General features: G+C 36.4%; 22 protein-coding genes. 18 read left to right on the top strand and 4 right to left on the bottom strand.

What is annotated here, in order from left to right; all coding sequences use genetic code 11:
• Positions 1–58: 58 nt before the first annotated feature.
• The 18 genes from dnaA to tsaD are packed head-to-tail and all read left to right on the top strand — an operon-like array spanning position 59 to position 19,580.
• Positions 59–1,312, top strand: coding sequence for a chromosomal replication initiator protein DnaA (gene dnaA / locus EK17_RS00205; RefSeq protein WP_035586361.1), 1,254 nt, complete (start codon positions 59–61; stop codon positions 1,310–1,312).
• Positions 1,305–1,511 carry a hypothetical protein gene (locus tag EK17_RS00200; protein ID WP_035586358.1) on the top strand — a complete coding sequence of 69 codons (207 nt, stop codon included), beginning with the start codon at positions 1,305–1,307 and terminating at the stop codon, positions 1,509–1,511. Before dnaA ends, EK17_RS00200 begins: the two co-directional genes overlap by 8 nt.
• Positions 1,512–1,523: 12 nt before the next feature.
• A complete protein-coding gene (locus EK17_RS00195; RefSeq protein WP_035586356.1) occupies positions 1,524–2,612 on the top strand; it encodes a DNA polymerase III subunit beta in 1,089 nt (362 codons plus the stop codon).
• The gene (locus tag EK17_RS00190; RefSeq protein WP_035586354.1) at positions 2,613–3,584 is read left to right on the top strand and encodes an AAA family ATPase; all 972 of its coding nucleotides are present in this window, start codon (positions 2,613–2,615) and stop codon (positions 3,582–3,584) included.
• A 3-nt stretch (positions 3,585–3,587) separates the two neighbouring features.
• Positions 3,588–5,957 carry a DNA topoisomerase (ATP-hydrolyzing) subunit B gene (gene gyrB / locus EK17_RS00185; RefSeq protein WP_035586352.1) on the top strand — a complete coding sequence of 790 codons (2,370 nt, stop codon included), beginning with the start codon at positions 3,588–3,590 and terminating at the stop codon, positions 5,955–5,957.
• Positions 5,958–5,968: 11 nt separating this feature from the next.
• On the top strand, positions 5,969–8,404 hold the full coding sequence (gyrA, locus tag EK17_RS00180) for a DNA gyrase subunit A (protein ID WP_035586350.1): 2,436 nt from the start codon (positions 5,969–5,971) through the stop codon (positions 8,402–8,404).
• Entirely contained in the window at positions 8,388–9,338 is a 951-nt protein-coding gene (locus EK17_RS00175) for a polyprenyl synthetase family protein (protein ID WP_035586348.1), read from the top strand. The genes gyrA and EK17_RS00175 overlap by 17 nt, the downstream gene beginning before the upstream one ends.
• Positions 9,335–10,609 (top strand): glutamyl-tRNA reductase, encoded by a 1,275-nt coding sequence (gene hemA, locus EK17_RS00170; RefSeq protein ID WP_035586346.1) that lies wholly within the window; start codon positions 9,335–9,337, stop codon positions 10,607–10,609. The genes EK17_RS00175 and hemA overlap by 4 nt, the downstream gene beginning before the upstream one ends.
• A complete protein-coding gene (hemC, locus tag EK17_RS00165; protein ID WP_051904309.1) occupies positions 10,585–11,472 on the top strand; it encodes a hydroxymethylbilane synthase in 888 nt (295 codons plus the stop codon). The genes hemA and hemC overlap by 25 nt, the downstream gene beginning before the upstream one ends.
• Complete coding sequence (locus tag EK17_RS00160; protein ID WP_035586343.1) at positions 11,469–12,329, top strand: uroporphyrinogen-III synthase; 861 nt, start codon at positions 11,469–11,471, stop codon at positions 12,327–12,329. Before hemC ends, EK17_RS00160 begins: the two co-directional genes overlap by 4 nt.
• Positions 12,329–13,153: a transketolase gene (locus EK17_RS00155; protein ID WP_035586340.1), complete on the top strand. Its 825-nt coding sequence runs from the start codon at positions 12,329–12,331 to the stop codon at positions 13,151–13,153. Before EK17_RS00160 ends, EK17_RS00155 begins: the two co-directional genes overlap by 1 nt.
• Positions 13,143–14,072: a transketolase family protein gene (locus EK17_RS00150; RefSeq protein ID WP_035586336.1), complete on the top strand. Its 930-nt coding sequence runs from the start codon at positions 13,143–13,145 to the stop codon at positions 14,070–14,072. The genes EK17_RS00155 and EK17_RS00150 overlap by 11 nt, the downstream gene beginning before the upstream one ends.
• Positions 14,065–14,688: a cell division ATP-binding protein FtsE gene (locus EK17_RS00145; RefSeq protein ID WP_035586334.1), complete on the top strand. Its 624-nt coding sequence runs from the start codon at positions 14,065–14,067 to the stop codon at positions 14,686–14,688. The genes EK17_RS00150 and EK17_RS00145 overlap by 8 nt, the downstream gene beginning before the upstream one ends.
• Positions 14,678–15,508 carry a cell division protein FtsX gene (locus EK17_RS00140; RefSeq protein WP_035586332.1) on the top strand — a complete coding sequence of 277 codons (831 nt, stop codon included), beginning with the start codon at positions 14,678–14,680 and terminating at the stop codon, positions 15,506–15,508. Before EK17_RS00145 ends, EK17_RS00140 begins: the two co-directional genes overlap by 11 nt.
• Positions 15,495–16,634 (top strand): murein hydrolase activator EnvC family protein, encoded by a 1,140-nt coding sequence (locus tag EK17_RS00135; protein WP_035586330.1) that lies wholly within the window; start codon positions 15,495–15,497, stop codon positions 16,632–16,634. Before EK17_RS00140 ends, EK17_RS00135 begins: the two co-directional genes overlap by 14 nt.
• A complete protein-coding gene (locus EK17_RS00130) occupies positions 16,631–17,878 on the top strand; it encodes a S41 family peptidase (RefSeq protein WP_035586327.1) in 1,248 nt (415 codons plus the stop codon). Before EK17_RS00135 ends, EK17_RS00130 begins: the two co-directional genes overlap by 4 nt.
• Positions 17,857–18,594 carry a divergent polysaccharide deacetylase family protein gene (locus EK17_RS00125; RefSeq protein ID WP_035586324.1) on the top strand — a complete coding sequence of 246 codons (738 nt, stop codon included), beginning with the start codon at positions 17,857–17,859 and terminating at the stop codon, positions 18,592–18,594. Before EK17_RS00130 ends, EK17_RS00125 begins: the two co-directional genes overlap by 22 nt.
• Positions 18,591–19,580 (top strand): tRNA (adenosine(37)-N6)-threonylcarbamoyltransferase complex transferase subunit TsaD, encoded by a 990-nt coding sequence (gene tsaD, locus EK17_RS00120; protein WP_035586321.1) that lies wholly within the window; start codon positions 18,591–18,593, stop codon positions 19,578–19,580. The genes EK17_RS00125 and tsaD overlap by 4 nt, the downstream gene beginning before the upstream one ends.
• On the opposite strand, the gene cysE is transcribed toward tsaD, so the two are convergent.
• The 4 genes from cysE to guaA are packed head-to-tail and all read right to left on the bottom strand — an operon-like array spanning position 19,572 to position 24,524.
• On the bottom strand, positions 19,572–20,381 hold the full coding sequence (gene cysE, locus EK17_RS00115; protein WP_084675024.1) for a serine O-acetyltransferase: 810 nt from the start codon (positions 20,379–20,381) through the stop codon (positions 19,572–19,574). The two genes, tsaD and cysE, sit on opposite strands and share 9 nt — an antisense overlap.
• On the bottom strand, positions 20,378–20,806 hold the full coding sequence (gene ybeY, locus EK17_RS00110) for an rRNA maturation RNase YbeY (protein ID WP_051904308.1): 429 nt from the start codon (positions 20,804–20,806) through the stop codon (positions 20,378–20,380). The genes cysE and ybeY overlap by 4 nt, the downstream gene beginning before the upstream one ends.
• Positions 20,784–23,006: an HD family phosphohydrolase gene (locus EK17_RS00105; protein WP_035586319.1), complete on the bottom strand. Its 2,223-nt coding sequence runs from the start codon at positions 23,004–23,006 to the stop codon at positions 20,784–20,786. The genes ybeY and EK17_RS00105 overlap by 23 nt, the downstream gene beginning before the upstream one ends.
• Positions 23,007–24,524 (bottom strand): glutamine-hydrolyzing GMP synthase, encoded by a 1,518-nt coding sequence (gene guaA, locus EK17_RS00100; RefSeq protein ID WP_035586316.1) that lies wholly within the window; start codon positions 24,522–24,524, stop codon positions 23,007–23,009.

The following is a 24,524-nucleotide window of genomic DNA, read 5'->3' as shown; positions in this document are numbered from 1 at the left end:
AACCATAGTCAAATTAGGCAATTGAAAATCCTCTTTGGGTTTATTATAATGAAGTGCTATGTGGAAAGAGGTAATAAATGACTTTAAAGACAAAATAGAAACACAGGATTTAGAAAAGATCCTCTTAATTGAGCCTGTTTTTATATCACCTCAAAAAATCACACTAACAATACCAAATGATGATGTTAAACTCCTGCTTACAGAAAAATACAAATCCCAGCTTAAAGAAAGCTTAAAAAAGGTTTTCGGCAGGCTACCAAAGATTGAGCTGATATTAAAACAGGAGGAGAAAAACAACCTAAATCCACGCTACAGCTTTTCAAATTTTGTGGTAGGCCCAAGCAATCAGCTTGCCTATGCAGCAAGTGTTGCTGTGAGTGAAAATCCAGCCAAAGCATACAATCCGCTTTTTATCTACGGCGGTGTCGGTTTGGGTAAAACTCATCTCTTGCATGCCATAGGAAACGCAATAAAAAAGAACAATCACAAAGCAAAGGTGTTGTATATCTCAAGTGAGGAGTTTACAAACGAGCTGATAAACTCCATTCAATACAAAAAAATGTCTCAATTTAGAAACAAATACAGAAATTTAGACTGTCTTTTAATAGACGACATTCAGTTTATCTCAAAAAAGGAAAGAACAGAGGAGGAGTTTTTTCACACATTTAACTCACTCTTTGAAAATCAGAAACAGATAGTCATAACAAGCGACAAGCCACCAAATGATATACCCGACATAGAAAACAGGCTAAAATCCCGTTTCAGCTGGGGGTTAATTGTTGATATACAACCACCTGAGTTTGAAACCCGTATAGCAATAATACAAAAAAAGGCAGAGCTGTTTAACCTAAACCTTACACCAGAGATAATCGAGTTCATAGCCCAGAATATAAGCTCAAATGTTAGAGAAATAGAAGGCGCCTTAATAAAAATATCCGCCTATAAATCGATAATGAGAAGACCGATTACGCTCAATTTAGTAAAAAGCACGCTTCAGGATATTGTTATCAGAAAGGAAAAAATGCTCACCGTTGAAAATATACAAAAAACAGTTGCACGCCACTTTGGTATCACAGTTGAGGAGTTAACATCGCCAAAGAGAAAAAAAGAGATTCTTATTCCAAGGGAAGTCGCAATGTATCTGACAAGAAAAATCACAAAAAATTCATTACCCGAAATAAGGGCAAAATTTGGCGTAAAAAGCCACGCAACCATAATAAATGCCTGCAAAAAGATAGAAAAAGAACTTCAGGATAACTTTGAATTAAGAGAAAAAATTGAAAGAATAGAAAAAGAGATCACAGATGTTTAAAAAAATGTCAACAAGTATAAAAACCAAAAACATAATTGTCAAAAACACGAATAGTAAAAAAATTTTAAACACAAAATCAAAAGAAATTGACAACAAAAAGAAAATAAAAAACCTCAAAACAACAACAAAACATCCAGGTTTTAACATACAGACACACTCTAAGCCTATTACTATCTTCAAAAACAAAGAAATAATATAAAAGGAGGCAATAATGTTAATAAGCACAAAAATACTCAAAGAGATTACAACAAACTGCTCTTTAGCCACATTAAAACAAAAAGACCTACCAAACAGCAACATACTTATAAACTTTAAAGAAAACACAATAGAGGCTATAGGCTCAAATCAAACAGCCACAATAATCGAAACAAGAGAAATACCATCAACACAAGAGGTCTCTATACTTATAGACCCAAATAAACTTCTAAATATTCTAAAAGAGATAAAAGATGAAAACATAGAAATAGAAACAGATGGGAAGATATTATCAATTAAAGCTGGTAATTTTAAAACGAAGATAAAAGTACAGCAAACAGAGGCATTTGAGGTCCTAAACGACGAAAACAGTGAGGAAATCACCCAGATTGAACCCGAAAAACTCAAAAAGCTCATCAAGGAAACAATCTATTGCCCCGACAAAAACGACATATCAAGGGAGTACACAGGTATATTCTTTGAGTTAGAAAAAGATAAAATAAAAGCAACAGCCACAGACCACTACAGGCTCATCAATGTCTCAACACCTAACCAAAACCAAACAGAGATAACATTTATATTAGAAAACAACGGCGCACAGATTCTCAACAGGATAAACCTAAATTCCAAAATAAAACTTCTTAAATCCCAGAATATGGTTGTATTTAAAACCGACACGACAAAGGTTATATCAAAAACAATAAGCGGCAACTTTCCAGACTATAACCAGATTCTATTAAAAGAGGATACATCAAATGTTGTAGAGTTCGATACCGTTCAATTAAAAGACACCATAAAAAGGGTTTCAACACTATCTCAAAACAGAGAAATTATAATAGATATACAGTTAAACGATAGCAAAACAATAATAAAAAGTAATAATAACGAAGGTGAAGAAGCAGAGGATATTGTAGAACTAAAAAACATAAAAGCAGAGGAAAATCTTATCATAAAGGTAGATTCTAAATTTGTCTTAGACTTTCTACCCCAAATCACATCACAGAATTTATTATTCCTATACAGAAGCTCAGAAGAACCCATTATGTTTAAAACAGACGAAGATCACTACAGCTATAATTACATAATGACGCCAATTATAGAATAGATGCTTATAAAAAACATATTTTTAGTAAACTTCAAAAATTTTGACTTCTTTAAAGCCAACTTCAACAGGGTAAATGTAATTACAGGACCAAATGGTGCAGGAAAAACAAATCTTTTAGATGGAATTTTTACTGCATTAAATGGCCACCCCTTTAGAAAAGTTATTAAAAATATTCCCAAAGATAAATCAAAAGATACGATTGCTTCGGCTACTATAGATAACAGCAATGTAATTATAAAAATTTCAAATAACCAGAAAACCATAAAACTCAACTCAAAAACCACAACCTCGATTGAACTAAAAAAACTCTTTCCCACAATAGAATACTCAATCAACTCATTTATAAATTTCAAAAACAAAGATTATATATTTAGCCTGTTAGATAGAGGTGTTTTTGCCTTTGATAAAACAATAATAGAAAAAATCATGGAATATAAAAAACTGCTAAAAATTAAGAGAAATGCCCTAAAACAGCAGCAATTTGATGTCGTTGATACAATAAATGGCAGATTTTTGGAATTAGTAGAGTCTATCTCAAACCTAAGGGAAAAATTAATCAAAGATATAAAAGAAGCAGTGTGTGAGTGCTTTGGTAGTTTTTATAATAAAAAATTGGATGTTTTTTACTCTATCAGCAAAATAGATGAAAAGATACTTCAAATAGAAAAAAAGAAGGGAAGAATTTTATCATCATTAAAAAAAGATAGATTAATTCTATATCTAAATGGTTTGGATTTATTTGAATTTTCCTCAGTTGGTGAGAAAAAAATCGCACTGTTATGTATTGTTTTAAGTATAGCAAAAATGTATAATAGCAAAGGCGTGCACCCTGTTTTACTGATTGACGATTTAGAGGGTGATCTTGATTTTCAAACACAGGGGAGGGTGTTTAGTAGTATTCTTAAACTTCCAAATCAATTATTTATAACCACACTTGGTGCGTACAGGGGTTTTAATACAATACAGTTATAAGAGGTGTTTGAGTTGGCAGAGTATACAGCTGAAAGTATTAAGGTTTTAAAGGGTTTAGAAGCCGTTAGAAAAAGGCCCGCAATGTATATTGGAGGAACCTCAACAGAGGGACTTCACCACCTTGTTTATGAAGTGGTGGATAACTCAATAGATGAGGCTATGGCGGGTTTTTGTGATACTATAAATGTTTTTATTAATGAGGATAACTCTATAACCGTCGAGGATAACGGCAGAGGTATACCTGTAGATATCCATCCAACAGAAAAAGTGCCCGCTGTGACACTGGTGTTGACAACACTACATGCCGGTGGAAAGTTTGATAATAAAAACTATAAAGTCTCAGGTGGTTTGCATGGTGTTGGAATTAGTGTTGTAAACGCTTTATCGGAGAATCTAACCGTTGAGATAAAAAGGGGCGGTAAGGTATATCGCCAGCAGTTTGAAAGAGGGATTCCTAAAACAGATTTAGAAATTATCGGGGAAACAGATAAAACAGGAACAACAATAACATTTCTACCGGATAGTGAAATCTTTGAAACCATAGAGTTTAATTACGAAATCCTACTGAAACGGCTAAGAGAGCTTGCATTCCTCAACAAGGGGGTTAAGATATCACTGTTTGATAGAAGAAGTGGCAAATCAGAAACCTTTAGATATGAAAACGGCCTTATCTCTTTTGTAGATTATTTAAGCTCATCTAAGCCACGATTGTTTGATGAGCCTGTATATTTCAATATTGAAGATGATAAGATTTTAGTCGAACTTGCATTTGTTTATACAAATATATACTCAAGTGTTATTCAAACATTTGCAAACTCGATAAACACAGTTGAAGGTGGCGTGCATCTATCTGCATTTAAATCTGTTTTAACAAAAACAATCAATAGATACGCAAAAAATAACAATCTAATAAAAGGAAATGTTGTTTTTAGTGGTGATGATGTAAGAGAAGGGTTGTATGCCGTTTTATCTGTAAGACTACCCAATCCTCAATTTGAAGGGCAAACCAAAACAAAGTTGGTAAATACCACTATAAAGAATATTATCCAAACAAAGCTTTATGAAAGGTTTAATGAGTATTTTGATGAGCATCCAGCCGTAGCAAAAGCAATAATTGAGAAGGTTTATAAAGCGTTTACTGCAAGAGAGGCAGCAAGGAAGGCAAGGGAGCTTGTAAGAAGAAAAACCGTTTTTGAATCAAAGGGGCTGCCGGGAAAATTAGCAGACTGTCAGGAAAAAGACCCTGCAAAAACAGAGCTTTTTTTGGTTGAGGGTGATTCTGCGGGTGGCTCTGCAAAACAGGCAAGAGACAGGGTTTTTCAGGCTATTTTGCCACTTAAAGGAAAGATTCTAAATACAGAAAAAACCAACATGAAAAAGGTTTTGGATAGTGAGGAGATTAGGAATATTATAACAGCAATTGGTAGTGGAATAGGTGATTCATTTAAGATTGATGATGTGAGGTATCACAAGATTATTATTATGACAGATGCCGATGTTGATGGAAGTCATATCCAGACATTAATTTTAACATTGTTTTTTAGATACTTTCAAGAATTGATTGAAAATGGATATGTTTATATAGCCCAGCCTCCACTCTACAGGGTTAAGGTTGGCAAGAAAGAAACCTATATAAGGGATGAAAAACAGCTTAAAGAGTTCTTAATTAATAGGGGTATAGAGGATTTTAAGCCTGTGGTTGATGATAGGGTTATTGAGACTAATGAGTTTAAAAAGATTTTATCCAAGCTATTGGTTTATGAGGATTTAGTTGATAGGCTTTCAAAGAAATATACAAGCGAAGAGATTATCAGATGTTTGTCTATTTTAGGTCCGTCGGCTGATGAAGTGTTGGATAAAGGATTTTTTGATAAACTCAAAGATTGTCTTAGTGAGAATTCCTTAATTAAACTTAAAGAAATAAAACCTGAGGGCGATAATATAATATTTGCCTACGAAATAGATAACGAGGAGAAAGAGATTTTTATACCCGCCTCATTCTTTAATTCGCATGAGTTTGAACTGATAAAAAAATATACACCATCCAATAACCTCCTTGGAAAACCGCCATTTAAGGTGATGGTTAAAGATGAAATAAAAGAGTTTAAAACAATTAAAGAGATGCTTGAATTTATAGAGGAGCGAGCAAAAAAGGGTGTGGAGATACAGAGGTATAAGGGTCTTGGTGAGATGAATCCGCAGCAGTTGTGGGAGACAACAATGGATCCCAAAAAGAGAAGATTACTGAAGGTTACTATTGATGATGCCAAAAAAGCCGATGAGGTTTTTAATATGCTTATGGGTAATAACCCCAATCTAAGAAAAGAATTTATTGTAAAAAATGCAAAATTTGTCAAAAACCTTGATATTTAGCGGAGTGATCGATGAAAGATCTGTTTGATGATAAAAATATATTACCTATAGATATAAAAGATACGATGCAGCAGTCCTACCTTGATTACTCGATGAGTGTTATTGTTGGTAGGGCAATTCCTGATGCAAGGGATGGTTTGAAACCTGTTCACAGAAGAATACTCTATGCAATGAAAGAGCTTAATTTAGATCACAATAAACCATACAAAAAGAGTGCAAGGGTTGTTGGTGATGTTATAGGTAAATACCATCCGCATGGTGATATGGCTGTTTATGATGCACTGGTTAGAATGAGTCAGGATTTTTCTATGCGCTATCCTTTAATCGATGGACAGGGTAATTTTGGTTCTTTGGATGGTGATTCTGCTGCTGCGATGAGATATACAGAGGTTAGATTATCAAAAATAGCTGAGGAGATGCTCAAAGACCTTGATAAAAATACAGTGGATTTTATTCCAAACTACGATGATTCACTGCTTGAGCCAGCTGTTTTGCCTACTTTTATACCGAATCTATTGATGAATGGAACAGATGGTATAGCTGTTGGTTTTGCAACAAAGATTCCACCGCATAATCTCTCAGAGGTTATAGATGCCTGTATTGCCTATCTTGAAAATGATGGTGAAATAGACATTGATGAGATTTTGAAATATATAAAGGGTCCAGATTTTCCAACCGGTGGTATATGTTTCGATAAAGCCTCTATTGCTGAAGCATACAAAAAAGGTATAGGTAAGATAAAGATTAGAGCGAGGGTAAAGGAAGAAAAGATTAAAAATAGAATAGCTTTAATTGTTTATGAAATCCCGTATCAGGTGAATAAGGCTTTGCTTTTGCAGAGCATTGCACAACTTGTAAAAGATAAGAAAATAGATGGTATAGCCGATTTAAGGGATGAATCCAACAAAGAGGGTGTAAGGATTGTTATTGAATTAAAGAAGGATGAGCAGCCGCAGGTTATACTCAATAAGCTTTTTAAATTAACAAATCTACAGATTACCTTTGGTGTCAATATGATGGCGCTTGTGGACAACACACCCACGCTTCTGAATATTAAGGATGCCGTTGCCGTTTTTGTTAAACACAGGATTGATGTTGTAAAAAGAAGAACAGCCTACCTGCTTGCAAAGGCAAAAGAAAGACTTCATATTGTTGAGGGCTTGTTGATAACACTTGATAATATTGATGAGGTTGTTGCGATTATTAAATCATCTCAATCAACATCACAGGCGAGGGTTAAATTAAAAGAGCGTTTTAGGTTAAGTGATAAACAAACACAGGCGATTCTTGATATGAAACTTTCACGACTTACAGCTTTGGAGTGGCAGAAGCTTGTCGATGAAAAGAATGGTTTAATTAAGGATATCGAGTATTATGAGAGTGTTTTAAAACAGAAAGATGTTTTAAAGAAACTTATCAAAGATGAGTTTTTATATATAAAAAACAGCTACAGCGATAAAAGGCGCACTCAGATCCTTGATAGAGTATCTGATATATCTGTTGAGGATGTTGTTAAGGATGAGGATTTGATAATAACATTTTCTAAGAAAGGCTATGTAAAGGCTGTGCCTGTGAGTGTTTATTCAACTCAAAATAGAGGTGGAAAAGGAAGAATCGCTGCAACATTTGCAGATAATGATTATATTGTTGATATATTTTTAACAAACAGCCTTAATACTTTGCTGTGTTTTACCAATATGGGCAGGGTTTATGCGATTAGAGCTTATTATATACCCAAGCAGGCACCATCCTCAAGGGGTAGGCCTATTGTTAATTTTATTAAACTGCAGCCTCAGGAGTATGTTAAGACTGTATTGCCAGCTAAAGATGGCGATAGCTTATTTTTTGTAACATCAAGCGGTATTGTAAAGCGCTCATCTTTTGAGAATTTTGAAAATATACCATCAAACGGCAAATACGCTATAAAATTGGCCTCTCAGGATACCCTGGTAAGGGTCTTTAGTGTATCCAATGATGATGAGGTTGTGATTGTTACAAAGAACGGTATGTGTGTTAGATTCGATGTATCTCAAGTCAGGGATATGGGTAGGACTGCTGCAGGTGTAAGGGGTATTAGATTGGATGATAATGATGAGGTTGTTAGTGCTGATGGTTTATCCAAAAACCATACAAAGATTATCGTTATAACGCAGAAAGGTATCGGTAAACTAATAAGAATAGAGGATATAAGAAAGATAAACAGGGGCGGCAGGGGTGTTAAGTGTATAAAATTACTTAACGGTGATAGCGTTGCATCTTCACTGGCATTACACGATAACGATGATATAATAGTAATTACAAAAAATGGTAAGGTGATAAAGATTGAAGCATCCTCAATAAGTGTGTTTAGTAGATATGCAAGAGGTGTAAAGATTATCCAACTTGACGATGATGATATCGTGATGGGTGTTGTTGTGGCAGAGGAGGGAAATGAATACTCTAATTAAAGCGGCGATAAAAAGAGATATCGATACAGTTGATAAAAAGTTAAAGGAGTATCTAAAACCCTACTCTGCATTGGTTGGTGATGTATGTAATCAGGTGATATGGGGAGGAAAACGCTTAAGGCCTCTTATTGTCTATTATAGCTATCTTGCCTTGGGTGGCAAAAGAAAAGAGGATGCTGTTGGGGTTGGTGCTATTATTGAGATGATACATACGGCAAGTCTGCTTCACGATGATATTATAGATGAGGCGCTTTTTAGACGGGGAAAACCCTCAGCCAATACCGTTTTTGGTATAAAACCCGCTGTTTTGGGCGGAGATTATCTGTATTCACTTGCGTTTAATATGGTGTTGGATTTTGATATTAAGATAGCAAAAGATATTTCTCTGGCTGCATATACTTTAACAGAGGGTGAGGTATTGGAGATCGAAAAGGCCTTTAATGTAGATACTACTACTGATGAGTATTTAGATATAATCTATAAAAAAACGGCTGTTTTGATAGAGGTAAGTGCAGGCTGTGGTGCAATACTTGCAGATAAAGATTCTACCGATGCCTTTAAAGATTACGGCAAAAATCTTGGCTTTGCTTTCCAGATAAAGGACGATTGTCTGGATTATATGGGGGATGTCAAAAAGGTTGGTAAGGATTTAGGTATAGATCTAAAAGAGGGCAAGATAACACTACCAGTTTTTTATGCGTTTGAGAGGGATGGCAGTTTAAAGGGTATGGTTAAAGAGTTCTTTGATAAAATGGATGAAAAACTGCTTGACAAAATTATAGAAAGCGTTAAACAAAACGGGCTTGATAGGGCTATTGAAGATGCCGTTTATTATTCTCAGAGGGCAAAAAAGGCAATAGAGCATCTAAAGGATTCTAAGTATAAAGATTATCTTCTTGCTATTGCTGATTATGCCGTTGAAAGGGAAAAATGATAAGTTTGATAGGAACAAACCATAAAAATTCCCCATCTTTTGTTAGAGAAAAACTCGCATTTGATAATAACCATTTGGATAGGTATCTACTTGAACTGAAGAATAGATTGTTACTTGATGAGGTTATGATCCTTTCTACATGTAACAGGGTTGAGGTGTTGTTTGTCGCTAAAGAAGATAAAGATGATAGTGCGATAGAATACCTATCAAGACATTCAAGTATTCAGATAGATGAGTTGAAAAAATATCTTTACATAAAACATGATCTTGATGCTGTTGAGCATATTTTTGAGGTTGCCTCATCTTTGGATTCGATGGTTATAGGTGAGCCGCAGATTTTAGGCCAGCTAAAGGAGGCTTATAAGTGGTCTGTTGAGTTTTATACAAGCGGTGCAACGATAAACAGAATCATGCGAAGGGCATTCCATGCAGCAAAGGTTGTTAAAACAAAAACGGATATCGCAAAAGGGGCTATCAGCCTACCGTATGCCGCTTTTCTAAAAACACGCGAAATTGTAGATATTGAGAATAAAAATGTTGTAAGTATAGGCTCATCAGAGATGAACGTTTTAACAGTTGAGTATTTTGCAAAAGCAGGGGCAAAAATCACAGCCATGGTTAACAGAACCCCTGAAAAAGTTGAGGAAATAGCCAAAACTTACAATGCCAGAGTGTTTTCTCTTAATGGGCTAAAAGAGGCTTTAAAAGATGCAGATATCATAATCTCTGCTACATCATCGATGCAGCCGATTATTACAAAGGATTTATTACCACATAAAAATCTAATCATCATTGATATGGCCATACCGCCTGATACGGAAAAGTCGATTAGTAATATGAACAATGTGAAGGTTATTTTTATAGATGATTTAAAGGATATTGTTGAGCAGTCTTTAAATTACAGAAAAAATCAGGCAGAGAGAGCCAAAAAGATCATAAAGGATGAGCTGCAGGAGTATGTGAAATATGTAGAATCGCTCAACTACGATGATGTTATAAAAAAGATAAGAATGGATGCAGAAAGAATCAGGAGTTTGGAGATTTACAAATTTAAAAAGATGTATAACGGAAAATTGGATGATGAACTGCTTGATGGAGTGGATAAACTCACCCGCTCTATTTTGAATAAGGTTTTGCATGAGCCCACTGTTAGAATTAAGGATTTTATCAACCACCCAGAAGGGGATATGTATATTGAGCTGTTGCGCAGGATTTTTAATATCAGTAAGTCAAAAGAGGATGTAAAATGTTTCTTTTCAGCCAACAACTAAAGATTGGCTCACGCTCATCCAAACTTGCCCTCTGGCAGGCTGAGTTTGTTGCAAAACAACTAAAAAGTCTGGGTATTGACTCAACGATTGTTCCTATTAAAACGCAGGGTGATAAAATCGATAAACCGCTCTATGAATTCGGTGGCAAAGGTTTGTTTATTAAAGAACTTGAAAAAGCTTTAATAGATGGGCAGATAGATATAGCCGTTCATAGCTTAAAGGATATGAGTGTATTTGAAGATAAAACCTTTGAGTTTGTTGTGCTTAAAAGGGATTATCATGTAGATACATTTGTTAGTTTTAAGGGTAATATCTTTGAGCTTGAGAAACATGCCAAAATCGGCACATCATCTTTAAGAAGGCAGGCAGAGCTTTTAAGGCTCAGGGATGATATAGAATTTATGCCTTTAAGGGGTAATCTTGACACAAGGCTAAAAAAGCTAAAAAGCGGCGTGGTTGATGGCATAGTTGTATCAAAAAGCGGCCTTATGAGGTTAGGGTTGTACGATGAATATTATATGTACGACCTTGATGTTGTTGTGCCTGCAGCAGGTCAGGGTGTGATAGCTGTGGAGTTTTTAAGGGATAGTCCATTTAAAGATGATTTAAAAAAATTAGAGGATGAAGAAACGCGGGTCTGTATTGAGGCGGAACGCTCCTTTGTTGTCCAGCTAAACGCATCGTGCAACTATCCTATTGGGGCTTATGCGTATTTTAATAAAGACGGTGAGTTTTGTATGCGGGTAAGTTATGGGTTTGTAGATAACCTAAAACGACTCATCAGGTTCAGTCTGTGTGACAGAAGCCCGATATTTGTGCTCTCAAAAGTTGTTGATGAGGTTTTAAAGAGGATAAAACAATGATTATTGCTGTTGATAGAAATCTACCGTTGAAATTTTTTCCCTTTATTAATGAGCCTATCTGGTTTGAGGATAATTTTGATAGGCGTTTTTTGCTTAAGTGTGAAAAGATTGAGAAAAATAGCAAGTATCTTTTAAAACATGCAAATGACGGAGATATCGTTTTTGGTTATCATAAAAAACCATCCAAAAAAGGCAGTGTGCTTTTTAGTGCAAACAAAGAAGATTTGATAAAATATACAGAAAAATTCGACGAGGTTTTTGATATCTATCCTGTGTATTCTTTAGCCTTCAGAAGCGTTGATTTTATGCTTGATAGTAACTATGAATGGGTTGTGTTTACAAGCAAAAGGGCTGTTGAGTTTTTCTTTAAGAGGGTTTCTGTAAGGTTTTTTTGCAACAAAAGACTTGCAGCAATTGGTGATTCAACAGCATTTGCCCTGATGAGCAAGGGTTTTAGACTGGATTATGTGCCCAAGGAGCATTACTCTGATAATCTGATAGAATTTTTGAAAGATAAATCCAATGTGCTTGTTGTGACGGCTAAAAAGCACAATCCTATTTATGATGAGCTTGATAATGTCTCGGTTGTTGCTGCATATGAAAACTACATACCGGATGAGATACAGTATTTCACATATCCAGATAAAACATTTGATTTTGGATTGTTTAGTTCACCTTCTGCATTCTGGCACATAAAAGAGGCTTGTAGTAGTTATGAGTTTGCAAAAAGGATAAAAACGATTGTTGCTATAGGTAAAACAACTAAGAGATATATAGAATCATGCGGTTTTGAAGCTTTAATGGCTGAAGATACATCGATTGAAGCGATGTTTGAGTTAATTTTAAAGGGGGTATGATGGGGGATTTTAAAGAACTTGAAAGGATTGCAAAGGATATAAGAAAAGATATTTTGATTATGCTTAATAAGGCAAAGAGTGGTCATTCGGGAGGCTCTTTAAGTATCGTTGATATTCTTGTTGCCCTATATTTTGGCGGTATTATGAATTATGACCCAAAGAATCCTTCATGGGAGGATAGGGATAGACTTGTGTTATCAAAGGGTCATGCATGCCCTGCTTTGTATGCAACACTTGCAAGGGCAGGGTTTTTTGAAAGAAAGCTTCTGTGGAGTTTACGCAGGCTTGGTTCTCCCCTACAGGGTCATCCCGATGCAAATAAGCTCAACGGAATAGATGCATCAACAGGTTCTCTGGGCAATGGCATTACCCAGGCTGTAGGTATGGCTCTTGCTGCCAAGGTTTTAAAGAAACGATACAAGGTGTTTTGTATTATGGGAGATGGTGAGCTGCAGGAGGGTGTTGTATGGGAAGCATTTATGGCAGCTGCTCATTATAAACTATCAAATCTCATAGTTATAGTTGACTACAATGGCCTTCAGATAGACGGTGCAGTGACAAATGTTATGAATATAAATCCTTTGAAGGATAAGCTTGAAGCATTTGGTTTTAAAACCCATGAAATCGGTGGGCATGTTTATAAAAATCTTATAGACACTCTAATAACAGCAAAGAGAAATGTGATCTCGCCTACGGCGATCATTGCAAGAACCGTTAAGGGATACGGTGTTTCCTTTATGGCAAACAGGGTTGAATATCACGGTATACCACCAACGGATGATGAGCTGGAAAAAGCACTAAAGGAGTTAGACAATGGAGTATAAAGCCACAAGGGATGGATACGGTGATGCTTTGGTTGAGCTTGGCAAAATAGATGAAAAGGTTGTTGTGCTTGATGCTGACTTAAGCGGCTCAACAAAATCTGCAAAATTTAATAAATCTTTTAGCAATAGATTCTTCAATATGGGTATAGCTGAGGCAAATATGGCTGGTGTTGCAGCCGGTATGGCTTTATGTGGCCTAAAACCGTATGCATCAAGCTTTGCTGTGTTTATTACAGGCAGGGCTTTTGAAATTGTAAGGCAATCGATCGGTTATCAAAACTTGCATGTTGTTTTATGCGGTTCACACTCAGGAATTAGTGTGGGTGAGGATGGTGGCTCGCATCAGGCGATTGCAGATATTGCAGTTATGAGGGCTCTTCCCAATATGAAGGTTATAGTGCCTGCAGACTACAACGAAACAGTGCTTGCTGTTAAAGCCACTTTGAATATGGATGGACCTGTATATATCAGAACCTCTCGTGCTAAATCCCCTGTGTTTATTGAGAAAAGTAAGTTTGAATTGGGAAGGTTTGACCTGCTTAAAAATGGCAATGACGCAGTGATCTTTGCTTGCGGTATGATGAGCTATATTGCCCTTGAGGTTTCTGAATTGTTAGAAAAAGATGGAAAACATATAGCTGTTGTAAATGCATCATCCATTAAGCCTATTGATGAGGAGCTGACGCTAAGGCTTGCAAAACAAACAGGCAGGGTATTTACAGTTGAGGAGCATTCCGTGATAGGTGGATTGGGGGGTGCTATTTGTGAGTTTTTAGCAGGCAACTACCCCGTTAGGGTTGAGCGTATCGGTTTAAACGATGTGTTTGGACAATCTGGAACAAAGGAGGATCTATTCTGCAGCTACGGATTTACAAAAGAGGCTATAGCTGAGAGGATTCTAAAGGGTTTGAATGGTTGAGTTTATAGATGTATCAAAAAGCTATAGCGGTAAAGTCCTGTTTAGATCTTTGAACTTCAGAGTGGTGCCAAATCGCATAAATCAGATTATTCTGCCCCAATCAAGAGGCAAAAGCACGATTGTTAAAATGATATACGGTGCACAAAAGCCCGACAGTGGTTTTGTGAGGGTGTTTGATTTTAATGTATCGGATTTGAACTATTCTGGCATTCTTCTTCTGCGTCGATATTTAGGTATCATCTTTGAGGATATCAGGCTTATTTCAACGATGACAATAAAAGAGAATCTATCGGCTATTACAAGGCTTACAAAGAGAAATCTTTACCTATCCGATGAGATATTTGAGATGTTGAATATAGGATATCTACTGGATAAATACCCCTGCGAGCTTTCTATTAGCGAGCAATCTCTTGTTAATATCGTGCGTGGCATTATCTACAATTTTCCTCTTGTGGTGGCTGATGAGCCATTCAGGTATCTGTCTGAGGAATATAAAAGAAAGGTAATTGAACTGTTTAAGCATTTGAATAAAGAAAAAGGCATTACATTCCTTTTGACATCCATAAATAGCATCGATGATGAGTTTTTTGATGTGGAGTTGAATATTGAGGCGTGATAATGTAAAAGTTGCCCTGTTTTTTGTGTTTATATCGTTTGTTTTTACTATGAGCATATTGATGAGTATTTTTTTTGCATTCAACGATTTTTTACAGAAGAAAAAAAGCTCCACGCCGATGTATGTTTTTCTATCCGATAATGTCTCAAAATCTTTAGCCCAGACAATCGCAAATAATATTCTGCAGTACAAAGGCGTAAGAAAGGTAAAGCTTATAGATAAGAAAGAGGCGATGGATGCCATGCTTAAAAAGTTTTCAATAGACAAAAAGCTGTTTGGCTATAATCCCTTTCCCTACTCTATAGAGATTTTCTTTGAGCCGTCTTTTACAACACTAAAGCAGTTTAAGGTGTTTAAAGACAAACTAAACAACGCTTCAATTATCGCTATTAAATACCCTGTCGATGTCCTAAAAGAGATAGAGACCCTGCATAACAGGTTTATCTACTTTTCAAGGGTCGTTTTAAGCGTGCTCTACAGCGTGGAGTTTATCGTATTTGTTTCAATAATGACTATTTTTTACTCAAGCAGAAAAAACGATTACGATACATTGAAGTTTTTTGGTATAAAGCGATTTGTGATCTTTAAATTGTTTTTAAAGGATGTTTTTAAACCGGTTTTAAGCGGTGTTGTTTTTCTAATATTTTCTGTGGTTGTGTTTTATGTGTTGTATACAAAATATGGATACCTGCCCTATTTAGGCACAAAGCTGTTTGAGCTAAATCGCAACAATATGTTTGTGTTGAATGCCCTGATTGGTATGTTTTTTACATTTCTTTCCTGTCTAATCGTGTTTGTTTTCAGCGATGAAAAAATTTAGTATAGCTTTGCTTATCCTTTTGATTGCCTTTCCATCTTTTGCCTTTAAAAAGATCTCCATCCAGAAAAAACTTCAAAATATTAATGCAGAACTTAACAGAAAAAAGGTAGACTACGAAAAGATAAGAAACAGATATGCATCGATTCTGAACCAGATAAAATCAACAGATAGAAGGATATCCTACTTAAAGAAAAAGATAGAAACGATGCAGAAGGACCTGATTTTGCTAAACAGAAGAATATCAAAACTAAAAAAAGAGATTGCTACTGTGAGTGTTGATTTGAATCAGAAGAAAGAGCAGTTGTTTGATGAGCTAAAAGAGTATTATATGTATTCAAAAGTGGGACCATACTATTCAAAAGGCGTGTGGTATGGTTATATGAACGGCTATGTTACAGATTACATGCAAAAAAGGATTAACAACTATATCGACAAAAGGGAATACCTAAAAAAGAGGATTGTAGCTTTAAATAGTTTACTTAAAAAGAAACAGAACCTTATTGCGGGTATTAAAACACAGCAGAATAACCTTAATCTTCAAAAGCAGGCTTTGGCCCTGCTTGCCAAAAAAGCAGAAAAACAAAAACAGCTATACCTTGCTCAGATCAAAGAGCTTACAAAAAAACAGCAAAATCTAAAAGCTTTGCTTAAAAGAATTATAGAGGAAGAAAAGAAAAGAAAACAAAAGGCCATAGCAGGCAAAAAAATTAATAAGGCGTTGATTGAAAGGGAGTTTAGCCTGCTAAGAAGTAAAATAAAGCCTCCTGTTGAAGGCAGGGTTATAAGCCGATTTGGGAGAAAATACGATCCTTTATTTAAAGTCTATACAAGAAACGATGGAATTGATATAAAATCAAAGCAACACAGCTGCGTCAGGGTGATCGCATACGGTAGAGTGGATTTTGTTGGTGTTTTGCCAGGATATGGGGGTGTTGTTATAGTTAATCATCTAAATGGCTATTATACCGTATATGGAGGATTGAATCCTATTGTTAAAAAAGGCGAGGTGGTCAGGCGATATAGCTGTATAGGCAGGCTTTCTAAGAATGTATTGCATTTTGAGATAAGAAGGCATTCGCAGCCGATTGATCCTTTAACATTTCTTGATAGGAGGTTTTTAAGATGAAGAAGGCTTTTTTTGTTGCAGTAGCCTTTATATTGTTATCCTACTGTCAGGCTTTTGCTGTTGACAAATATCAAAAACTGATGATTTTTGCCAAGGTAATGGCCATTATACAGCAAAACTATGTGGATAATGTTAGTGAGGTTCAGCTAATAAACGATGCCATAAAGGGAATGGTAAGCTCGCTTGATCCACACTCTTCCTATATGACCAAAGATGAGTATAAGGAGCTTAAAATTCAAACGACCGGAAAGTTTGGCGGCCTTGGTATGGTTGTAACGATGAAGGATGGGATTGTAACCGTTGTTTCACCTATCGATGATACGCCTGCATATAAAGCGGGTATTAAAGCAGGCGATAAGATTATCAAGATCAACGGTGAAAGCACTTTCGGTATGACGCTGAATCAGGCTGTTAAGCTTCTAAGAGGCAAACCCGGCACGAAGGTTACAATCACAATTCTAAGGGAAGGCAAAAACAAGCCGTTTGATGTTACTATAACAAGGGCCATTATCCATGTAAAAAGTGTTAAGTATAAAAAATACGGCAACATCGGATATGTAAAGATTGCACAATTTCAGGATGGAACGGCAAAGGAACTTAAAAAGGCTTTAAAAAAGCTGGGTAATATCGATGGTCTTGTTATAGATTTAAGAAACGATCCGGGTGGATTGTTAAGAGAAGCTGTTGCTGTAAGTGATATTTTTATAAAAAAAGGCGTTATAGTTTCTATCAGGGGCAGGAGAAAAAGTGATGTTCAATATTTCTATGCCCATAACGACGGCACAGAGCCTGCATATCCAATAGTTGTTTTGATAAATTCAGGAACAGCCAGTGCAGCAGAGATTGTTTCAGGATGCCTTAAAGATCACAAAAGGGCGATTATTATGGGTACAAAAAGTTTTGGTAAGGGTTCTGTTCAATCGATTATTCCTTTAAGTGATGGTTCCGCTTTAAGGCTTACAACAGCACGGTATTATACACCATCTGGCAGAAGTATTCAGGCTGTGGGTATTGAGCCGGATATTGTTGTAAGACAGGCAAAGATTGTGCCGATCAATCCTCAATACACATTGAGAGAAAGCAATCTGATTCATCATCTAAACAATCCAAATGCCAATAACAGCAATAAAAATGTAAAGGGTAAAGATAACTTGACAAAAGAGCTAAAGAACGATTATCAGCTGTTAAGGGCTGTTGAGCTATTGAAAGCGGAGGATATAGTTTGCTCAAGAAGATCGCATTAATTGTTATTGTTTTGCTGTTTTCTATATCTTCATTTGCGGCAAGTTCTCTGTTTTTCCTAAAAAAGAAAAGACTTGCCATCGTGATTGACGATATGGGTTATGATGTAAACCTTGCAAGGGGTTTTGAGAGGCTGAATTTACCCCTTGCGTTTTCTTTTTTACCCGATGCACCTTACAGCACTGCTCTGTCCAGTGAATTTGCAAAAAACGGATTTGTAGTTATGATTCATATGCCCAGTCAGCCTATGAGTTATCCAAAAGAAAATCCAGGCAAAGATGCTATCTACACCTGGACAACGAGGAGTCAAACATTTTATTTATTAAACAGAGCAAAAAAAAGGATCCCTGATGCTGTAGGTTTAAACAACCATATGGGCTCTAAAATTTTAAAGGATAGAAGACACCTTGACTATATTATGGATTTTTTGAAAGAAAACAAAATGTTTTTTATAGACTCTGCTACTATTGTGGGTTCTTTGGGTTGTATTGAGGCTGATCGATTTGGTGTGCCCTGTCAGAGAAGAAGGGTTTTTTTGGATGATATAAAGCAGGTTGGGTATATAAAAAAAGAGATAGAAAGGGCGATTAAGTTGCTTGATAAATACAACAATGTCGTTGCTATCGGGCATTGCAATGTTAAAACACTTGAGGCGTTAAACGAAATGAAACCGCAACTAAAAAAATACCTTGTTAATGTATTGTTTGTTCTACAATGATATTAGCTTTTGATACATCCTGCGACGATACATCTGTTGCCTGTTTAAAAGGAGATAAATTTTCCAATCTTATCTCATCACAAATAGACATCCATGCTGAATTTGGCGGTGTAATACCAGAGATTGCAGCAAGAAAACATGCAGAGGTTATAGGGCATTTAACAAAAAAAGCCTTGAAGGATATTGATGCAACTTTGGATGATATAGACTACATAGCCGTCACAATAGGACCCGGTCTTGCACCCTCTTTGCTTGTTGGTGTTAGTTTTGCAAAGGCTTTAGCCTACAGCATAAAAAAACCCATTATACCCGTAAATCACATCGAGGGGCATATGTTTGCTCCGTTTTTTGGTAGAAAGATCGAATATCCTTTTCTGTCCTTGATTATCTCTGGAGGTCACACACATCTGTTTTTGGTTGAGGGTTTTGGAAAATACAAGCTTTTAGGTAAAACATTGGATGATGCTGTGGGTGAGGCGTTTGATAAAGTGGCAAGAATTCTGGGTTTGTCGTATCCTGGTGGACCTGTTATAGACAGGTTGTCAAAAACAGCAGATCCTTATCGTTTCAATATTCCTCAGGGGTTGAAAGACAAAAAAACCTTTAATTTCAGCTTTAGCGGGGTTAAGACACATGTTAAAAATCTTGTCAAAAAGATGGATAAGCTGTCAAAAACTGATATAAACAACATAGCAGCCTCGTTTCAAAGGGCATCTATTGAAATTTTGCTTAAGCGCTGTATAGAGGCTTCCAGAACCTTTGGTGTCAAAATCCTGTCAATTTCTGGCGGTGTTTCTGCAAACTCCTATTTGAGGGCGGTATTTGAAGAAACAGCCCAAAAAAACAACATTAAACTCGTTTTACCTCAACTTTCAATGACAACCGATAATGCACTGATGATAGCCTATGCTGCATCGCTTGATTTAGGTAGAGCTACCCATGATTATTCGTCCGTTGAGGCATATCCTTCGTTGAAGTTAGTCTAAACCCTCTATTTCGTAGCTCTTTATATACTTTTCTATCTTTTTGAGCTCTTCTGCTTCCTTTTTACGCTCCTTTTCTATTTCTTCTGTTTTACCCTCTTTTAAAGCCGTGATCTCTTTTTCAAGCTCCTCTATTCTATGTAAAAGATATCTGATAACCTTTCCTTCGACATCGGGTAGTTTTGTGTGTTCAAGGTCAATCTTTTTCTGGGTTTTTTCCTTTTGAACAACCTTTGCAGGAATACCCACCACGGTTGAGTTTTCTGGAACATCCCTAATGACAACGCTTCCTGAACCGATTTTTGAATTATCACCTATTTTTAAGGCTCCCAAAACTTTTGCACCGCTACCAACAACGACATTTTTACCCACCGTTGGATGCCTTTTTACCTTTTTAAGGCTTGTGCCGCCCAGTGTGACGCCCTGATATAGCGTAACATCGTCGTCTATTTCTGCTGTTTCCCCTATAACAACACCCATGCCGTGATCTATAAAGAATCTTCTGCCGATTTTTGCACCGGGATGGATTTCAATGCCCGTAAGAAAGCGGCTTATATGGGATAGAAATCTGCCTGCGAATTTGAAATTGTGCTCCCAAAGAAAATGTGCAACCCTGTGAAACCATAGCGCATGAAGACCGGGATAACAGAATATCACCTCAGGGATGCTTCTTGCGGCAGGGTCTCTTTCAAAGACAACCTCTATATCTTCTTTAATCGTATCAAAAACCCCTGTTTTTTTTGATAAAACATAAGCTGTTGTGCCTATTGTTGCTACAACGGCTAACTTTTTAATATTTTTCATCGTTTTTCCTCCAAATTAAAGTATTCTTCTATCAATTGATTCTGGATTTTTATCATATCATTGAACTTCTCTGTTGTTTCGTGCGTATAGCCAAGTAAATGTAAAAAACCATGGGCTATTATAAACAATAGATGTTTTAAAAAGTCTTTATTGTTTTCCTTAGCATCTTTTTCAACCGTTTCAATAGAAATTACAATATCACCAAGGATTGGCTCATCATAGCCGTAAAAACTCAGCACATCGGTTGGACCCTGCCTGTTTTTAAACTCCCTGTTGAGTTTTTCTATCTCTTTATCATCACACAAAACAATATTAACCTCTTTTTCTATAGGTATATCCAGTTTTTTGTATAAAAAATTCCCAAACTGCTCAACCAATCGGGTATACTCAAAATTATCAAATCTACTGATTACTGTTAGGTTCATTCTTTTGCTCTTCAGGATATTCTATTCTATGATGAAAGATACCCACAAGCACCTTGACAAAGCTTTCTACAATTGTGTTTAAATCCTTAAGCGTCAGCTCACACTCATCTAACTGCCCATCTAAAAAGATATTGTTTGTAATTTCCCTTACAAATTCGTTTAAATGAGCAACGGTGGGGTTTGATAGTGTTTTGCTTGCAGCCTCAACCTCATCGGCTATCATTACTATACCCGCCTCTTTTGTCTGTGGTTTTGGGCCGGGATATCTAAAATCCTCCTCTTTTGGATTTAGTCCATTCTCTTTTGCCTTATTGTAGAAGTACTTTATCAGGCTTGTGCCGTGATGTTGCTGGATTATATCAATGATGTAATTGCCCAATCTGTGTTTCTTTGCTATTTCAACACCGTATTTGACATGGTTTTTTATTATAAGGGCGCTGATTGAGGGTTTTAGGTTATCGTGAGGATTGTAGCCATCTGTTTGATTTTCTACAAAGTATATCGGTTTTTTGATTTTGCCTATATCATGATAATAAGAACCTACTTTTGCTATCAATGGGTTTGCTCCGATCTGACTTGCAGCAGCCTCAGCAAGTGATGATACAACGATGCTGTGATGGTATGTACCTGGGGCTTTGATTGCAAGCTCCTTTAAGAGAGGATTGTTAAGGTTTCCTAACTCAAGCAGTTTTATATCTGTTGTCATGTTGAATAAAAACTCAAATACGGGCAGAAGGCCGCTTACAATTATTGCCGAAAGGATGCCGCCAGAGAAGGCAAATCCTACCTCGATCAGCGTGGATTTGCCCAGTTCGTTGTTTCTAAACAAATAAAACAGTAAAATCATAAATATGCTCGCTAAAGACACAAGCAGGCCGGATTTTATAATGCCTGTGCGGGTTTTTTCTCTGATAATACCAAAGGCCGCTATGATGTTGCCTAAAAATACATATATGCCTATCATCGGTGTGATCTCTGCTGAAGCAATAAATGAGGATGTTATGCCAAGCAATATCGAGACAAGAAAGGCAAGCTCAAAGTCCACCATAATGGCAAGCATCATCGATGCTATCGTATAGGGCATGCCCATCAGGATTGCCGACTGCGGAAAATCTGCAGCCGAAAAACTTACAACACCGCCAAGGTATGCAAAAAGCTTGAAAATCAATACCTGTATAACGATCAGGGTTTCTGTGATGGCGAGCATTTTTACCCTGCTCAGCCATTTGTTTTTCTTGGCTTTGGTGATGTAATAAACTCTGAAAAGAACTATGGCTATGATGATAAATATTAACATTGAAGCTATGAATTTTAGGTAGGCGTTTTGCTTCTGTTTTAAAGAATTAAGAGCCATCAGCTTAACATAATCTGCTTTTGTTATTACATCACCACTCCTTACGATAATCTCCCCTTTGGATATTTTGAAAAACACCTTATTTACCTTTTTTGCAGCTTCCTGTTTTTTCTGCTGTGTAGCAAGTGAGTTGAAAGTAAGGTTTGGTGCTATGAGATTTGAGATTAAATCCCAGATTGTATTGCGCAATGCAGCATCATCCACCAGCAATCTCAGTTTGTTGTATACGATAATCTTTGCCTTTGTAATATCTACGACGCTATCTTTGCTTATTAAAATCTCCTTTTTGGGATTTTTGATGTTTCTTATTATTATTTTATCCGGGTTGAATTTATATAACTGTCTTAGGGATATAACGATATACATATTTTTAAGCTCATTGAGAGCCTGTGTTGAAAAAGCTAAAATATCATTTGGATCGTATCTACTAACCCTTGAAAACAGTGTTTTACTCGGTTTAATTTTAAGGATTTTGAAAAATTGTTCCATGGCGTTTTTTTGATTTTTGTCCTTTAGAATACTCAACGCCTTTTTTAAGTTGTTTACAGTATTTGATATTACATCGGGGTTGAAATCATACACAGGCGGTGTATTGTTCATCGCCTCTTCCATTTTCTTTTTGGTTGCTTCTTTATCTTCAACAAGCAAAGAAACCGTTGAGCGTATCGTTTTTGGTGCGATGCTGCCCACCTCAAGGTTGTAAAAGGTTGAGGATGATTTAGGGAAGTTTATGAATATAATAATGGCAAAGAATATCAGTGTTATTGTATATTCATTAAAAATCTTTTGCAGTATAGATGTTGTTTGTGTGGCTATTTTTTCTTTTGTTTTTTTAATTTTCTCCATCTACTCCCACTCTATTGTTGATGGTGGCTTTGAGGATATATCATAAACCACCCTGTTGATCGATTTAACCTCGTTTATAATACGGGTTGAGATGTTGTTTAATACTTCGTAGGGTATTTTTGCCCAATCCGCAGTCATACCATCGACACTTTCAATAATTCTTATTGCCACCACATTTTCGTAGGTTCTTTTATCTCCCATTACACCCACGCTACTGACAGGCAGAAGTACTGCAAATGCCTGCCATAGATCGTTGTATAGATTGGCTTTTTTGATCTCTTCAACAACAATTGCATCAGCCTCTCTTAAGATATCGAGCTTTTCTTTTGTGATTTCGCCTATGATGCGAATGGCAAGCCCGGGACCTGGAAACGGGTGTCTGTTGATAAACTCATCGTCGATGCCAAGAGTTTTGCCCAATTTTCTGACTTCGTCTTTAAAAAGAAACCTTAAGGGTTCTATGAGTTTAAACTTAAGGTCTTTGGGTAGTCCTCCCACATTGTGATGGCTTTTGATTGTAGCCGATGGACCTTTGACAGAGGTACTTTCAATCACATCGGGATACAGTGTACCCTGAGCTAAAAACTCAGCATCTTTATAATCCTCTGCGATCCTTTTAAATACATCGATAAAGGTATGACCTATGATTTTTCTTTTTTGCTCGGGATCAATAACGCCTTTGAGCCTGTCTAAAAACAGATTTTCAGCATCTTCGTATCTTACATTGATTTTGAGTTTATTCAGGGCATTTAATACATATTCTATTTCATTTTTTCTCAACAGGCCGTTATTTACAAAAACACCTACAAATTGATCACCAATAGCTTTTGAAAGTATTGCTGCTGTAACGGTTGAATCCACCCCGCCGCTTATTGCACCAATAACCCTTTTATCCTTCACGGTTTTTCTTATTGTTTCTATCTGCTGGGCAAGGAAGTTTTCCATATTCCAGTTGGCTTTAGCTTTGCAGATGTCAAGCACGAAGTTTGATAAAAGCTGCTTGCCTTTCTGTGTATGGTAAACCTCAGGGTGAAACTGCACCGCCCAGATTTTTTTTGATAGATTTTCAATGGCTGCAAAAGGTGAATTTGATGTTCTGGCTATAGCCTCAAATCCTTCGGGCAGTTTTTCTAATCTATCACCGTGGCTCATCCATACAACTGTTTTATCCATACCCTCTAAAAGTTTACTTGGTTTTACAACCTCAAGGGTGGCAAATCCGTATTCAGATTTATGTGCTTTTGATACCTTTCCACCAAAGAAATGGGCTATCAACTGCATACCGTAGCAGATGCCAAGAACAGGCAATCCCTTAGAAAAAATCGATTGATCCACTATTGGGGCATCGTTTTCGTAAACACTGTAGGGTGAGCCAGATAAGATTAAGCCTTTTGTATTTTCATCAAAAACCGGTTTATTGTATGGTAGAATTTCAGTATAAACGCCCAATTCCCTTATTTTCCTTGATATAAGCTGTGTGTATTGAGAACCAAAATCAAGAATAACAATTTTATCCAT

Origin of the sequence: Hippea jasoniae, from assembly GCF_000744435.1 — a bacterium.
GTDB classification, from domain to species: Bacteria; Campylobacterota_A; Desulfurellia; order Desulfurellales; family Hippeaceae; genus Hippea; species Hippea jasoniae.
The sequence above is the reverse complement of the archived record's forward strand: the minus strand, read 5'-3'. Positions and strand labels throughout refer to the sequence as shown.